Raw genomic sequence first — 16,759 nt, 5'->3', positions numbered from 1 at the left:
CCTCCTCTATTTACGCCATTTCATAAAAAAAAAGCTATTAATCCCTCGTTTAAGCAGAAATTAAGTAGCTCCATTGCTAACACATGTGCCTAGGGCAGTTTTGTTTATTCTATCATTTTTAAATTACACAGTCAATAATTTTACATAGTGTTTCAACAAAAATTTTAGCAGGATAGATCAAAAAAATAGAAGAAGATATCTTCTTCTGTATTTTCATACTTTTATTTTTAACAAATTTTATTTTTCTACATCTTATCTTCTATACAAAAACAGACTATTTTTATAGTAATATGCTACAATGTTAATAAATATTTCAAGAGGGGGATTTATTATGGACTTAAATACAAATTTAGTAGTTTTACTAATTGAAACACTACTATTTGCGGGCCTTTGTTTCTCATTATATAGAAAATATTATAGAAGCATACATAAGAAAAAAAACCAATTAAAGTTCAGGCTAAAATGTTTGTCTCCTTATAGTATAATTTTAGGATTGCTTTGTATTCTATTTCTTATAATTATAATTCTACAAGAATATGTAACTTACCTGAATATAATGTTATTTATCTTTGTATGTCTTGCAATGCCTATAAACTATTTACTTAATTTCTATGTATACTTCTTTAATGACAGTGTCCTTTTTAAAAATACATTAATAATGTATAAAGATATAAAAAGGTTTGAAATACTGCCTGGAAAGAATGCTACCAAATCTATATTATCTTTAACTACTAATAATGGAAGTACCGTTAAAACTATGATTAGTGAGAAGGCTGGTAGAGATATTAAACCAAAATTAAACAACTTATTAAGGAAATAAAATAAGCTATCTTAAGTAGAGATTTTCTATTTTAGATAGCTTAATTAATATAAAGTACTTTTAATTATATCCATTAGGATTTTTACGTTGCCAATTCCAAGCATCCTTACACATCTGATTAATATTTTTTTCTGCTTGCCACCCTAATTCTTTTTGTGCCTTAGTTGGATCTGCATAACACTGAGCTACATCCCCCTCTCTTCTTCCTACTATTTTATAAGGTATATCTTTGTTCGTTACTTTTTTAAATAACTCTATTATTTGTAATACACTTACCCCTTTTCCTGTTCCTAAATTGTATATAACTAAGCCTAATTTATTATCTAATTTTTCTAAAGCCTTTATATGCCCCTTCGCTATATCTACTACATGAATATAATCTCTTACTCCGGTTCCATCAATAGTGGGATAATCATTGCCATATACACTAACTTCCTTTAATTGACCCATTGCAACTTTGCTTATATAAGGTAAAAGGTTGTTTGGTATACCATTAGGATCCTCTCCTATAAGTCCACTTTCATGAGCTCCAATTGGATTAAAGTATCTAAGTAGTGCTATATTCCATGTATTATCTGATTTATATAAGTCTTTTAATATATATTCTATTATTAATTTAGTTCTCCCATAAGGATTGTTCACCGATAAAGATTGATTTTCCTTTATTGGCATAGATTCAGCATTACCGTATACAGCAGCTGATGAACTAAATACTATATCTTTAATTCCGTACCTTTTCATAAGTTTTAGTATAACTAAAGTGCTTATAATATTATTATCATAGTATTCTAAAGGATTTTTCACAGATTCACCTACTGCTTTTAAAGCTGCAAAATGTATAACTGATTTTATGTTATTTTCTTTAAAAACTTTTTCTACAGCATTTCCATTTAATAAATTTATATTATAAAATTTAAAATCCTTTTTTGTAATACAAATAATTTTATCTTTAACTATTTCTTTACTATTACAAAGATTATCTATTACTACAATTTCTTTCCCAGACTGTAATAATTCTATAGCCGTATGACTACCTATATAACCTAGCCCCCCTGTTATTAAAACTGACATTTCTTTATCACCTCTATAAATATAAATATTTATATTTATATGCTTTTTACTTCCTGTTATTCATTTTTGTTATTTATATCCACAAATAGCATTCTTCATATTTAAAATATTTATATTTTAGTGGTTCACTTTACAAGTATAAACAAAAATTTAAATAACAAGTTATAAAAGAAGTTGTTGGTGGAAAAAGCTTTGTAAAGAGCTAGGAGTATTAAAAGAGCAAAGAAAGATAAAATAAAAGGATAAAAAAGTATAATAGTAAATTCTACCCATACTGTATGGGACTAAGTTGGGATCCAAAGGTGCAGCAGCTAGTCTTAGAAAGCAGCCTGTAAAGAGAGGATTATTTAATTGGATCTAGGTCAATATTTGGGACACAAAAAGTTTGTAAAACTTTAATTATTGGACTTTGGTCCTCTTTCATTTTCTTTTTTTAATCATAATCCTTCTCCTCTATTTTTTCGTCATGTTTAGTATCTTCTTTTTTTATTAATTACCTTAGCAATAGGTTTTGTAGATACTTTTTTATACTAACATCACTTGAAAGTATTACAGCGATATGACTAGCTATGCATCTCTTCCGTTCCATTGTTAATATATTAAGATTAATCGTTTGTTTGTTTTGTTATAAAAATTCTCTTAAAAATACCTATTATTAATTCCTTTTATTAATCATTCATAGCTAATTTCCATATTAACGCAATATAAAGAATTAAATATATAATGATTTTACATACAAGGGACATAATTTCCGACTCCACCTTAATGTGCTTTATAAAAAAGCCTATAAAAACTGTTACAAATACAGGAATACTAATATTCAATATCTCTTTCCAGAATTTAATTACATCAATTTCCACCCTTTTAAAGTAATAAATATTCATTATAATAGCATTCCAAAGGCTTTTCTACAGATGCTTTAAGACCTGCAAAATGAATAACTCCATCAAATGTGTGGTTTGAAAAGATGGAATCCAAAGCTTTCTCATCAGTTACATCTATTTTGTAGAAAGTTACTTCTTTATTTGTTATATATTTTATTTTATCTATAGTTTCAACTTTGCTGTTGCAAAGATTATCGGCAACGATGACTATGTCCCCTGCTTCAATCAAAGCCACATAGGTGTGTAAGCCTATATATTCGGCACCTCCGTTTACTAATATATTCATTGTGGTTACCTCATTTCTGTTGAGTACAAACATTAGCATGTTATTTAACCTTATCAAAAATCTCTGTGTTGTATTGAAGGCATTTCTTTGATCTCTATCTATTTGGGAATAAAACTTACTTATTATTTTTTAAAAGATATCAATGTTCTTTTTACTTTGCTAGCTGTCATATAAAATTTTCTTTTAATTCTCTTCAATATATTACTTTTCACACACTTCTTAAAGCAAACGTCAAAAGAATAAGTATGCAACATTTCCAAAAAAATATCACTTTTAAGATTTTTTATAGCTGATTTAGCAATACAACCATTTCCCGAAAATGCCGCTTCGAGTGTACTTTCTCTGTATAGGATATTTTTTCTTATTGAGTTAAATATCTTATTTCCTTTTTCCGAATTGATCATTATAAGTGATGTCCCCTTATCTGGATCAAGTACCGGATCAATTGCTCTAACTCCCCAGAAGTCAGCTAATGTTAAATCAGACACTCGTGGAAATGATTTGTATTTACAATCAAAGCAACATGGCCTCATATATAGATTTTCCTCAATATATCCTCTCATAAATAAATCTGTATATCGGTCTTTTATGTATGTTTTTCCATTTTCAAAATCTATTCGAGTACTAAACCTATTCCATCCATAAGTCTTATTTTTAAACCAAACCTTTTTAACCTTGCTCTCATATTGCTTTTCAAGCATATCTATGTATTTTAAATAGGCCTCTGGTGAATTTGTTCCTCTACAGACAAAATCAAAAGTAATTAAATTATCAAATGGTTTGCCTAAAAAGTTTAATAACCCGGCTACTTGGCATGGTGAGCCACAAAAACCAACCAATTTTTCTTCAAGTAGTTTTGTCTTAATTACCTTATAAATAAAACCTATATCGCTCTGTATATATTTAGACTGTCTAATTATCTTTATTTCATCTTCAGTTTCAATCATACAATGTTCAACAAGATTTTTTTCATTATATCTGACTGCTACAACAATTCCTGTATTATTTATTATTTGTTTAGCTAATTCAGAAAACACCCCACCAGAAGTGCTATTAAATCTAATTTCTTCATCCAAAGACCACGCAGCAAAAATTTTAGGAATTGTCCATTTTCCATTTAATGATACCTTATTCAATGATGGACAAGTTTTTATACACAGTTGACATTTTATGCATTTATCATATTCCACTGTAGGATAACGAAATCCAAACTTATCGTCCTTCATTTCTATGCAATTTTGTGGACATATATTTGAACAAGCATTACAACCTGTACACAATTCTTTCTTTATCGTATCAATCATATCTTGTTACCCCACTTAATGCTATTCTTTATTATTTTTGCGGGACAACCAGCAACAACAGTATTCTCCGGAATATCTTTTGTCACAACAGCCCCAGCAGCAATTATGGCTCCATCACCAATTTTAACACCTTTTAATATAATAGCCCTACTTCCAATCCATACATTATTACCTATTATAACTGGATTTGTCATTTGATAACCATCATAATCAATATTATGTGCATCCGAATCCATAATTGTTACATCATGTGAAATAGCAACATTGTTACCAATAGTAATGCTATTAGTACATCTAATCTTTAAATTGGAATTGGAAAATCCACTACCTAAAGTTAATTTGCTATTTTCAAAGCAAATTATATCACCGCCATAACATATTGAAAAGCCACCATTCACATTAATCTCAGAGTTAGTATCCATTCTAACAATTGTAGATCTTCCATTGAGTTTAATGCAATTATCATTGGTTGTTAAATTGCCTTTTAAAATAACTTTTGCTGTTTTGTGTAATATAAAATAACTTTTCTTATATGGTATTAGTTTTCCACCCTTTCGAAACACTTTACTACTTAACATATTATAAAAAATCAAAGAAAACATTTGTAAACTTTTTAATTTTTTCAAATTTAGCATTATTGTTTTCCTCCAATTAACCCTAGTTTTTCAAGATCATTAATTACTGTTTTTGTAAACTTTTCACTTCCTGTCTTATTTAAAAAATCTGAGTTTATGTATAATTTATAATCTTGAAATCTTTCATCATATAAATAGTCTAAAACTGGTACCACTTTTTCATTTGACCTATTTATATTATTATATAAACAATCATGCATAAACTTTTTTGATAACATTTTATTTAGAACTTTTGATACAGGTGGAATAATCATAACTGGCTTAAAGTCGTTTTCCAAACAATAATCAACCATTTTAGCTACCAGTTCTGTTGTATCTAAAAATATATTTTTTAGTTCTTCAGGATAATTACAAGTTATAGTACTATCTAGTCCAAACTGTTTTTTCCATCCCTCCACTCTTGAAAATGCCGCTCTTTCTACTTGCTCTTTAGTCATTAAATTTTCTGATTGATTACATGGATCATCGCTTGTAACATCCTTTATAATATAGCGAAGTGCTTTTTTTGCTCTTAGAATAGGTAATTTACATCTTATAAAATATTTAAATTTACTATAATGAATTATGTTTTTGGGATCTAAAAAATAATAATACTTTGTATTAGCATTGTCGTAATCATAATCCAACAATCCAAAAACTAAATTGGGAAGTGTTATCAGTATTATGCAGTCTTTTTTTAAATTCGGTGTGTATTGCTTTAATATTTTAAAATCATATGACAAGGATTGAGGTTGCAAACCAAAGTTAAAACCTTTTAATGATGTATGATCATAATCAAAACCATACTTAGCATAGCTACTTCCCGTATTTATAATTTCTAAGTTATTAGGTACATTTTTAAATTTTTTGACTTGTTTAAACTGATTTCTAAAATAATTCGTATTCTTATAACGCATGTTTAAATTATAACAAATTATAACAAATAATAATCCTGTTATATATATCATAATACCTCCATTTTTAGTTATTAATGCAATGAAGTACCTCCGTCACAAACAATAACTTCACCAATAATATTATTCGCTGCATCACTTGCTAAAAATAATGCCAACTCTGCAATTTCTTCAGGTAATCCAACTCGTTTATTACGCGGTTCAGCTGAGAATGCATTTTCTTCAACTTTTATCCCATTTATATTAGTCGCAGTTATTCCAGGTGCAATACCATTTACTATAATACCTTTAGATATAAGATCACGTCCTAATCCCCTTGTCAATCCAATTACTCCCCATTTTGACATTCCATATGGACCATAGTCTCCTAGAATACCTCTATTAGAAGCAATGTTGATTATTTTTCCACCTTTACTTTTTTCAAGAAAATATTCTGATACTGCTTGACAAACAAAAAACAAACCTTTTGCATTTATGTCTAATACAGCATCCCAGTCTTTTTCTTCAATCTCTAAAAATGATTTAGAAGTATAAATACCTGCATTATTAAAAACTATGTCTAATCCGCCTAAAATATTATCAATTTCTTCTACATTTTTTCTTGCAAGTTTTGAATCGCTAACATCCCATTCAAGTACTAATAAATTATTACTATCAAATTCTTTACTAATGGCATTAAGTTTCTGGATATTTCTTCCTGTAATAACAACTCTTGCTCCTTCATTTAAACACTTTTTTGCGATTGCATAACCAATTCCACTACTACCTCCGGTCACTAATACCTTTTTTCCTTCTAAAATTCCATTATAGTTAATTTGAGATATATTAACATATACTATGCCTCCATATTTTATGTATTTAATGAAATTTCTTATTCCCATAGCTAACTGGATTAATATTTTTTTCATAAATCTTTATCGCTCCTTATTAATATATTCGGAATGCAATTTAACATATGTTTTATTAATTTTATTGTTTTAATAGTTTTTCATCTACCATTTCTTCTTCTATAGATGTTTTTAATTGGTTCAGCCACAAGATTTTTCTCATACTTATTAGTACCAAAAAACCACATGTTACTAAAATAAATTAAAGTAAATATTACACCGCCTATTATAAACATTATCCATGAATTTATCTGCATATAGCCCGTTATGAAATACATTATTACACCGCTAATAATTGAAACAGGAAAAATACCGTTAAATAACTCTTTAAAGAATCTCAGCATATCAAGACCTATCTTACAATGATAATACCAGTTAATAAATACACCATGCCCAACAAATAAGCCTAACATTGTCATCATTGTTGCACCGGAAATTCCAGTATAATCAATTATGAAAATAGTGGTAATTACGTTGAATGTGCAAATAATTAGATATGTTATAACATAAAATTGATGTTTTTTCATAGCCTGTAAAATGGATAACCCTGCATTTTCCATAAGTGGTATAAGTAGTCCTGTCATAACCATAAGTGCAGTAATCCAAGCTTCCTTATATCCATCACCTACCCACAAAAAAATGAACTGTCTCCCCAAAATTACAAATGCTATGTATATGTATAAAAGTATAATTCCTTGAAGTCGCCCAACCCTAATCATAAAATCAGTCAAAGCTTTATTACTTTCACCTGCTATAACCATTTTTGTAACCTTAGGTAGAAATACTCCAGAAATCGCCGTTGAAAATTGCATAAATAAGGCTGAGAATTGCATGCCAACAGAAAAAATTGCAACAGCTATTGTTGACATTTTAATTCCTATTATGGTTGGTGGAACTCGCCAAATTAACTGGTCAAATATCATATTTAAAAATATAAAAATTGAATACTTAAAAACTTCTACAAGTAATTTTTTATCAAATTTTATTAGTTTTATTGTAATTCTTAAATACTTTTTACAAACATATATATTAGCAAGAATTGTGAATATATTAATCGCAGTATCTAAAACAACAATTGATATTGCATTGCACCCCATTTTTAACAATAAAATTAGTAATAATACCCTAAATACTAATCTGAATAAAGTAAATCCTCGATTAAAAACAAATTTTTCATAAGCATTTATTATTGCATTAAAAGCATTGCCTAACAAGGATATTACTAAATTGATAAGCAAAATAGTAAACATTATTTTGGCTTGACCTAATTCAATAGTTGTAAAAGTTTTTGCAAAAATATTATCTAAATTAAAATATAATATAATACCAATAACTACTGCTAAAATAGAAATAGTACTGTACATAATTAAAGTCATTGCTAAAAAATTGCTTTCGCTTTTCCTATCCTTTTGATGTCTATATTGTGCGACATATCTAATTACAGCATTTCCAAGTCCAAAGTCAAGAACAGTCATATATCCAACAAATGCACCGATTAACTGATACAATCCATATTGAGATTGTCCCAGTGTTCTTAGCATGAATGGAGTAAGTAAAATGCCGATAATAGTGTTTGAAAAAATCAGTAAATATGATAATATAATACCTGCTTTAAGTTGATTTATTTTCAAAATTTTTTACCTGCTTTCAAGAAGTTTTTTGAGTCAATCACATTTAATCTAGCTTTTTATTTATCTAAATGTATAACTATTTTCAAATGCTCTCTTATATATTCCTTAATTTTTCATCACTTAAAGCACTTTAAATTTATTCAAACTTAGCTCATAAACAAATTTAATGATATATTTTAATTAAATAATTTTCACACATTTTACACTCAACATTATTCTCCCTTTAGTTTCATTACTTCATCACCAGCCTGCTACGATTTTTCAATGTAAGAAGGCATAAGTTTTTTTAAATATGTTGTTATTTTGTTCTCATGGTCACAAAGCCATTGGAATTCTTTTGTCAAATCATATTCATTTTGCAAAGACTGTAGTCGAGTAGAGAAAGCCCTCACGAACCTTCCCTCTCTTTGACCCCGAGGAAGTTATAGTAGACTCGTCATTATCAGCTACTATAATATTACTTTCCAGAGAACCGACACCGTCAGCCTTCACAAATTTATACTTATTACGAGTCTCATTCACATTCACATTCACATTCACATTCACATTCACATTCACATTCACATTCAAGCCTACTACCTAACTGTAATATTCACCGAAAATATCTTTAGCTTTTACTGCATACCCCTTTATTTTCCATCATCTAAATCAACTATCTCTCTTAAAGTTTGCATAATATTCTCATTCGCTAATTTATTTTTGTTTTTTATTTTTTGTTGTATTGGTTCATATTCTAATTCTATTTTATCCATCAAACAAACAAACTTTTCTTTCATTTCATCATAACTTAGGTATCTTACATCTATAATATATTCTCCTAACCCATACCTTTCATCAATAATGCCCCAATATTTAGAACTATACGATAATGCTATAGCTGGTATTTCACATTGTATTGATGAAACCACTGGATGCATTCTGCTCGATATCGTAAATAAAGATTGTTGTATATAGTTTCTTACTCCATAAGGATACATCTCATTATTTTCAATAATAATCCTATCCATATATTTATGCTTAACTAACCCATAAAGTTCATTTACAATAATTCTATCATCAACATGCTCTGGCTTTAAAACATGTGCTAAAAGAACTAACTTTTTATCTTTATATTTGTTCATTATTTTATCTATCATAAATAAATTAAAATCAATCCAATCCTGTCTATTCCCTTCCTTTGAATATCTATAAATTAACTCACTTGGACAATATGTTATATATTTTTTAGTTTTTTCTTTCAACTCTTGCTTTGAAAGTGGCAATAACGCTAAATCATCTGTAATTGAAATGTTTTTTAATCCAAATTCTTTTAAATAATTATATGTTATTGGATCCCTAGGATATATTTTATCTATTTTGCTTAGTAATTGTTTCATAATTGGCTTTCTAAAAGAATGATATGGTCCCATGGTTTGTCCAAACATAACTACTTTTAGACCTTCTTTTTTTAATAAATTGAGTTTTATTCCATTCACTATGGGACTTTTCCAACCATAATATTCAGTAAAATCATCTCCACCTAAAACAATTACTAAATCAATTCCATTTGCAAAACCAGATATTACTTTTTTAAATTTCATATAAGAAAACATATAATCATATTTATTTAATTCTTCTTTAAATAGGGAATTCATACCCACAGAGTATATCTCATTAATACCAGTAGCCTCTATTATTCTCTTTATATTTATTTCCTCTACAGTTTCTAGATAATAATTATTTTTTGTTCCTGTTATTTTATTAAAATAACTTATAAAGTTCTCTCCCATCATCATGGAACCATAGTTAAATGTATTAGAACAATTGTAGATATATATGTTCATTTACTCCCCCTCATACTTATGCCTCTTATTTATATTTAAAATCAAGGTCTTTGTTGTACCGTATATTGCCTATTGATAATTTTGTCTGTTATTTATTCTTCTTATCGACATAAGTAATGACTTCATACTATTTCCCTAATATACTCCTTATAATTTGACCCAACCAACTTCGAAAATGCCAAAGTTGTATTTTAAATGATTTTAAATACTTATTTTCCACATGAACATAACCGTATTTACTGTAGTCTTGAAAAAACTCTTTTCTCTGTAATGGTTCGATCGTAGCTTTCTGCAGATTATGATTAAACTTTTTAGCTCGATTAATATCTGAAACTATAAAATTAATTTTTGATTTAATTTCACTTATAGCTTTTTCACCTTTTACTGTATTAACTAGAATTAATGATGTCCCACATATATTAGCAAATTGTGAGTGAATTTTTTTAATCCCCCAATAATCTCCTAAAGTAATATCTGAACTCCTTTTTATACTACTATAAGGACATTGATAACATGATTTTCGCATACATAAGCCTTGAAAAAAACCAACTCCATAAGGTGTAAATGCTCCCATGCTGCAGTTACTAATAATTTTATTCTTTTTCTTACCACTGTACTCAAATCCATAACATTCACCAAATTTATTCTTCTTTCTAAATTTAAAGTCCATTATTTTAATATGCTTTTTCTTTTCTATATTGTTTATATAGTCTTTGAAAATTTTAGGGCTTGGTACTCCATGGCATACTAAATCAACTAACACCAAGTTGTCATAATCTTTCTTTAGGAATAATTTCAACCCATGTATTTGGCATGGTGTTCCGCAAAACAATACATCCCTACCATACTTTAAATTTTTCTTAACCGAAATGTATGTTTCATTTATATCACTTTGTACATATTTTGATCCAATAAATCTTTGAATCTCATCTCTGTTCTCAACTGAAAAGTGCTTTAAACATAGCTGATTATCGAATGCAGCTCCATATACCATGCCTTCTTTTTGAAGAACAGTTTCTGCAAGTTCCTTGAATAAACCACCAGATGAGCTGTTCTCAATCAAACTATTGTCTTTAGAATATGCTGCATAGCATTTGCTCCTGCTAGAATCATATCCCTTATCAATCGGACATACTGATTGACACATCCCGCAATCAATACATTCGCTCTCATCAATAATTGGATATAAAAAACCTTCAGAATTTAAAACCATTTCTATACATTTCTTTGGGCATTTTTGTGAGCATGCACTGCATCCAAAACACTTAATGTTATTACTATCTATTCTCATGTTATTTCAACACTTTCATCAAATATTCTCTTGAATAGTTAATTTCCTTTTGTAAACCATCATTCACTTCTGAATAATTTATTATATCTTCAAATTCATTAATATCATTGTTTTCATCATAAGTTCTATTTTCTAAGTTGCAAATTTTTAATATACCTTCTATTCTTGAATTAGTTTTACTTCTTTTTATCGTAATAAATTGCTTTTCAAAAATAATTGAGAATGAAACACCATGGAATGAATTGGTAACAACATACCTTGCATTATCTAATAGATACAAAAATTCTGAAGGAGAAACTCCACATAGATACTTATCTATATCTACATCAATTTTTGCTGAAAAACCTACCTCAATTATTTTTAAATTGTGCTTCCTAGCTAGTTTCCTAGCACATTCATATATTGCATTATTGTTTTCAATTTTATATATAAGTATATAATCCTTGTAGCTTAAGGGGCTTTCTATTTCCCTCCACTCAGAAGCATTCAATAAATATACAGGATCAATAACTCTAGGTACATTTTTATATCCTAATGAATTCAATATTTCTACCCCAGCTTGTTCTCTAATAGACAAATCTTTAAAATCTTTCAAGTATCTTTTAACCATATTTGTCTCATCTTCGTTAATTTCTGATACTGCGAAGCTAGGAGCATACGCTATTTTTTTACCTGTTTTCACGAAATTTAGATAAAATGCTGGATCCTTTCCATTTTCTTCTCTATAATTCCATATTTGATCACTACCACATATATATTTATCAGCAATTGGTGGATTGTTTAATAATTCTTTATATGTGTGATATCTATTATCTGTTAGTGGTAAATATTTTTTTATAAAATCTTTAAAATTCTTTGTAGTCGCATATCTATAAGGAAATACTCTTACTCTATACAGAGTTTTCAATACAATATTTTTCCTATATCTACTATCTCCAACATTAAATATTTTATGTGGATTTTCTAAATATGGTGGTCTATAATCAATAATTTCAACTTCACTATCAGGAAGAATGTTTGAGATGTGTTTTGAAAGAGCATATGCTTGTAATATAGCTCCGTAGTTATGCACAAAATGACAAGTTATAGTTTTAATTTTCATTCTATCTTCCTCCCTTGTAATTTTTTAGTCATTCCCCTAAAAATCTAACTACATTACGTGCATGGTCTTTAATAAAATTATTAGCATAACAGTATAAATAAATTTTATTAATTGCCTTTTTTTTAATCAAACTATATAAAATTTTATTTTGTAAAACGAGTGTTTTACAATCTAAATTTTCATAAACCAAGTTCATATTATCTGATTCACACCAAATATTAAGCAAATCAATTTTTTCTAACTTTAATTTATTCTTATTTGCTATAAGCAATTTCATTCCTTTGCAAATTTTGCCAAAAGTAAAGTTACTTATTTCATTCATTTCTATTTTTTCAGTAAATTTGAAATAACAAAAATCTAAAATAGCATTATAGGTACGAAAAATAATTTCAAATATATTTTCTCTATTTAAGGTAGATGCACTGCTTACATTATTGTCTACACGATAGCAATACAATGCATTTGGAATAATCGATAAGCTTTTTATATTCTTCATATATTCTAAATTAAATAAAATATCTTCTCCTAATTTAGCAGTAGTATTGTAGTACGTCTTAATTAAGCTCTTTTTGTATAATTTATTCCAAGGTGAATTTAAATAAACATTAACGTATAATGATGAGAACAATTGTGAAAGTTCTTGTGTATCAATTTTCTTGCAATCAAATCTATAACTTTCAGATACATTTTTACCTGAAATAGTTTTATATCCACAAATAACAAAATCACTTTCATCCTTTTTAATAGTTGAAAGTAATATTTCACACATATCACTTTCAAGATAGTCATCACTATCAACGAATTGAATATAGTCTCCTGAAGCACATAATATACCACTATTTCGTGCAGCAGAAACCCCTTCATTCCTCTTATGAATAACTATAACTCTTTTATCTAAGTCAGCATAATAATCACAAATTTTACCAGATTCATCAGTTGATCCGTCATCTACTAATATAATTTCTAGATTATTGATTGTCTGATTTAGAATTGATTCTATACATTCATTTATATACTTTTTTGCATTATAAACTGGTACAACGATGCTAATTTCCATATCTTATTCCTTTCCTTGTTCTTTTCTATAACCATAATTTAAGACTCTAATTAGTAGACCAATCCATGCGAATCGTCGAACCATATCTGAAAAATAACCTCTAGTCCACAACAACATTATAGGAAAGAGAATCATATATATTGAGAGTCGTATCCAGTTTTTTTCTCTTATACTAGATTCTATTCTAAATGTTGTCACACCGATTAATATTCCAACTAACAATGAAAATATAATTCCATAGTTTCCGAAATTAAAATATAGTTCTCCTAAATACGACCCTCCGAGAGATGAACTGTATCCTGGCGGAAAATTTTTTACAAAAATCCAACTATTTCTAGCTGGTTCCAATATTCCTCCTACATTTGGTATTACTGCTAATAATGATAATATATATGTCTTGCCATAATTAAAATTTGTATATGACGGCATAAAACTGACGCTATATGCTAATGAGATCATTGTTCCACCAAACTCACCTAAAGCGTTAAATAATGGAGATTGGATAAATAAATCTAGAAAACTATTCCACATAATTTTTACACTCTTATTGGTTAAATTTCTAGTTGCACTAATAAAATTAATGAACACTAACCCAACATAAGAAAAAGCTAAACTTGTTACTAAACTCTTTAATTTTATTTTTTCAACTAAATTCATATATATAAAAATAAGTGCTAATATATATGTTACTTGTGTTCCGCGTCCACCTTTTATCATTGTGAAAATCTCATATATTAATGTTAGAATAAGAACCTTTCTACAAAATTTAGGCCTATCCTGTTTCCCTATAATAATCATTAAAACACCAATCTGAGCACAATAAGCAATAACATCAGTTATTCCTGCTACACCAATATCATATACATCAAGATATGTTCCAGCCAAATATAATGAAAATTGCTTAATGTCAATATATAATCTTGGTATAATTCCAATAATTAATAAAGTTATTCCTATTCTATATGCAACTGTTTTTTGGTTACTTGCTGGTAATTGATTCCTATCTATATTTTTAACCTTCTTAATATTTGAAAGCATTATGCCAGTAACCAAAAAAACTTGGGATGACATAAAAAACCAAATTGATTTAATAAAAAGTGAATTACCAACCAAATTAATAACATCAAATGGTCTGTCTGCCTCAATATTAAAGGTTATTAATGGCAATTGTCCGCAGTGAAATATATAGGAAAATATGACAAACAATACAGGCAAAGAGAATACATTAAAGCCAAATAATTTCATTATCATTATATTTATAACTAGTTGAATCAATGACAGATATGTGATGGTATCAATATTGGTTGTATTAATTTTTATAATCAGTAAAGTACTTATTACTAAATACGTCATTAATGCTATTAATTTCTTTGATGAAATAGTTGATTTTCTATTTTCCATAATAACCTCATTTTTTCACAACATTATATATTTCTACTAATTTCTTTGCTATGCTTTCTTTATCATATTTAATATTCTCCAATATATTAATTCTTTGTTCTAGTGAAGTTTTACACTTATTCTTATAAGCTAACCTTATATTTTTCTCCCAATCGTCATAATTATAGGAATTACATTGATAAAATAAATTCATATGAATGTTATTAGTTTTTGGAACCCCCGGAGAAACAACACACGGAGTGCTACACAATTGGGATTCAAGTATAGATAGTGACATTCCTTCTGAAAATGAAGGCATCAACAATACATCAAATATTTGCAATAATTCATAATTATCTGAGCGTTGCCCTATAAGCTTAACGTAAGATGTAAGGTTTTCTTTATCTATCATATCTTTAATAACTTCTTCATCTGGTCCACTACCTGCTAAAATCATATAATATTTTTTATGTGACTCTACAATTTTTTTCATTAGTGGAATCAAGAACTTTGTATTTTTAACCATGCCTATTACACCTAAGTACCCTAAAATAATTCCATCTTTTGGTATATTGAATTCTTCATAATAATCACTTCGTTGTTTACTAGTGAGCCTTTTAATATTATCGTACTTAATAATATTAGGAATAAATTCAAATCTAGATCCAAACGTGTATTCACCTGATGTTTCAGCACAGGCTAACATATGCGTACAGTATTTTCTATTTAAAAATCTTCCACTACTTTCAACTACTTTACTTATTAAAGACTTATACGGCCCCTCCGAACCATGAGCATGCCCTACTCTTACCGGTATTTTCTCCTTTTTCGCTGCATAACAAGCCAGCCATATAAAATATGTTGTGTGTGCATGAATTGCAGAATATTTTCCATTATTTCTTATGATTGACCTTATATTATTTATATATTTAAATATTGTAGTCTCACTTACTCTTGGAATAACAAAGTATTTACTTTTCGCCTTAGATAATTCATTTAATGTTTCCTCACTAGGTTCTATATATATAACATAATCAAAGATTAGATTAGAATTTTTAGAACATGCATCACAAAAATTACGTACTACTCTTGCTACTCCACCTATCTCCAAATTATCTACCATTACTAATATCTTATTCATCATTAACCTCTCCATCATTTCTCTATAAGATAATCATTTTTTTTCTTGTGGAGCATAGCATACGCATCAGTTTTCCCGATAATTTCATACGGATTCCCAACAACTATACTATTGTTTGGAATCTTCCCTTTCACTACACTACATGTACCAATTATCACATTGTCTCCAATACTTGTTCCTGGTAATATTGATACTCTAGCACCAATAAAACAATTTTCACCTATAGTTATATCTTTAAGGAAAAATACTTCTCCACCACCCCTTGGAATTTTCTCTCCAATTGAAGCCAAAGCTGATGTAATTGAATAATCATGTGTCAAAAACATAACCTCTCTAGAGATTGTGACATTATCACCAATAACAATTTTAGAATAATCAGTTCCATCAAAATATGCATCTGGACTAATAAATTTAGGAGTTCCATGAATTACAACTCCGATTTTTCTTAAGTAATTTGTATAATACTTCATATACAAACCATCATCAACGTACACTAACTTTTTAACTAACCATCTTTGTATAACCGAAAATATCTTTCTGATTTTGTTCATATA

15 protein-coding genes are annotated in these 16,759 nt (G+C 28.2%); 1 reads left to right on the top strand and 14 read right to left on the bottom strand.

The window, feature by feature from the left end:
- Positions 1–331: 331 nt before the first annotated feature.
- On the top strand, positions 332–820 hold the full coding sequence (locus CLVI_RS01995) for a hypothetical protein (protein WP_106058437.1): 489 nt from the start codon (positions 332–334) through the stop codon (positions 818–820).
- A 60-nt stretch (positions 821–880) separates the two neighbouring features.
- On the opposite strand, the gene galE is transcribed toward CLVI_RS01995, so the two are convergent.
- The 14 genes from galE to CLVI_RS01915 form a co-directional block, all read right to left on the bottom strand.
- Positions 881–1,891, bottom strand: coding sequence for a UDP-glucose 4-epimerase GalE (gene galE / locus CLVI_RS01990; RefSeq protein ID WP_106058436.1), 1,011 nt, complete (start codon positions 1,889–1,891; stop codon positions 881–883).
- Between the two features lie 864 nt (positions 1,892–2,755).
- The gene (locus CLVI_RS01980) at positions 2,756–3,061 is read right to left on the bottom strand and encodes a GDP-mannose 4,6-dehydratase (protein WP_106058434.1); all 306 of its coding nucleotides are present in this window, start codon (positions 3,059–3,061) and stop codon (positions 2,756–2,758) included.
- A gap of 122 nt (positions 3,062–3,183) precedes the next feature.
- The gene (locus CLVI_RS01975; RefSeq protein WP_106058433.1) at positions 3,184–4,365 is read right to left on the bottom strand and encodes a Coenzyme F420 hydrogenase/dehydrogenase, beta subunit C-terminal domain; all 1,182 of its coding nucleotides are present in this window, start codon (positions 4,363–4,365) and stop codon (positions 3,184–3,186) included.
- Positions 4,362–5,000 (bottom strand): acyltransferase, encoded by a 639-nt coding sequence (locus tag CLVI_RS17945; protein ID WP_106058432.1) that lies wholly within the window; start codon positions 4,998–5,000, stop codon positions 4,362–4,364. Before CLVI_RS17945 ends, CLVI_RS01975 begins: the two co-directional genes overlap by 4 nt.
- The gene (locus CLVI_RS01965; RefSeq protein ID WP_106058431.1) at positions 5,000–5,947 is read right to left on the bottom strand and encodes a hypothetical protein; all 948 of its coding nucleotides are present in this window, start codon (positions 5,945–5,947) and stop codon (positions 5,000–5,002) included. The genes CLVI_RS17945 and CLVI_RS01965 overlap by 1 nt, the downstream gene beginning before the upstream one ends.
- Before the next feature lie 20 nt (positions 5,948–5,967).
- Positions 5,968–6,801: an SDR family NAD(P)-dependent oxidoreductase gene (locus CLVI_RS01960; RefSeq protein WP_207655310.1), complete on the bottom strand. Its 834-nt coding sequence runs from the start codon at positions 6,799–6,801 to the stop codon at positions 5,968–5,970.
- Positions 6,802–6,881: 80 nt separating this feature from the next.
- Entirely contained in the window at positions 6,882–8,411 is a 1,530-nt protein-coding gene (locus CLVI_RS01955; protein ID WP_106058430.1) for an oligosaccharide flippase family protein, read from the bottom strand.
- 629 nt (positions 8,412–9,040) lie between these two features.
- Positions 9,041–10,234 (bottom strand): polysaccharide pyruvyl transferase family protein, encoded by a 1,194-nt coding sequence (locus CLVI_RS01945; RefSeq protein WP_106058429.1) that lies wholly within the window; start codon positions 10,232–10,234, stop codon positions 9,041–9,043.
- 127 nt (positions 10,235–10,361) lie between these two features.
- Positions 10,362–11,525 (bottom strand): Coenzyme F420 hydrogenase/dehydrogenase, beta subunit C-terminal domain, encoded by a 1,164-nt coding sequence (locus CLVI_RS01940; RefSeq protein WP_106058428.1) that lies wholly within the window; start codon positions 11,523–11,525, stop codon positions 10,362–10,364.
- Position 11,526: 1 nt separating this feature from the next.
- Complete coding sequence (locus CLVI_RS01935; protein ID WP_106058427.1) at positions 11,527–12,627, bottom strand: polysaccharide pyruvyl transferase family protein; 1,101 nt, start codon at positions 12,625–12,627, stop codon at positions 11,527–11,529.
- A 28-nt stretch (positions 12,628–12,655) separates the two neighbouring features.
- Positions 12,656–13,684 carry a glycosyltransferase family 2 protein gene (locus CLVI_RS01930; RefSeq protein WP_106058426.1) on the bottom strand — a complete coding sequence of 343 codons (1,029 nt, stop codon included), beginning with the start codon at positions 13,682–13,684 and terminating at the stop codon, positions 12,656–12,658.
- A gap of 3 nt (positions 13,685–13,687) precedes the next feature.
- On the bottom strand, positions 13,688–15,085 hold the full coding sequence (gene wzy, locus CLVI_RS01925; protein WP_106058425.1) for an O-antigen polysaccharide polymerase Wzy: 1,398 nt from the start codon (positions 15,083–15,085) through the stop codon (positions 13,688–13,690).
- A gap of 7 nt (positions 15,086–15,092) precedes the next feature.
- Complete coding sequence (locus CLVI_RS01920; protein WP_170065569.1) at positions 15,093–16,208, bottom strand: glycosyltransferase; 1,116 nt, start codon at positions 16,206–16,208, stop codon at positions 15,093–15,095.
- An 11-nt stretch (positions 16,209–16,219) separates the two neighbouring features.
- Positions 16,220–16,756 (bottom strand): acyltransferase, encoded by a 537-nt coding sequence (locus CLVI_RS01915; protein ID WP_106058423.1) that lies wholly within the window; start codon positions 16,754–16,756, stop codon positions 16,220–16,222.
- Between the last annotated feature and the right edge of the window lie 3 nt (positions 16,757–16,759).

It is taken from the genome of Clostridium vincentii (genome assembly GCF_002995745.1).
GTDB lineage: Bacteria > Bacillota > Clostridia > Clostridiales > Clostridiaceae > Clostridium > Clostridium vincentii.
Note: the sequence above shows the minus strand (reverse complement) of the source record. Positions and strands in the feature narration are given on the sequence as shown.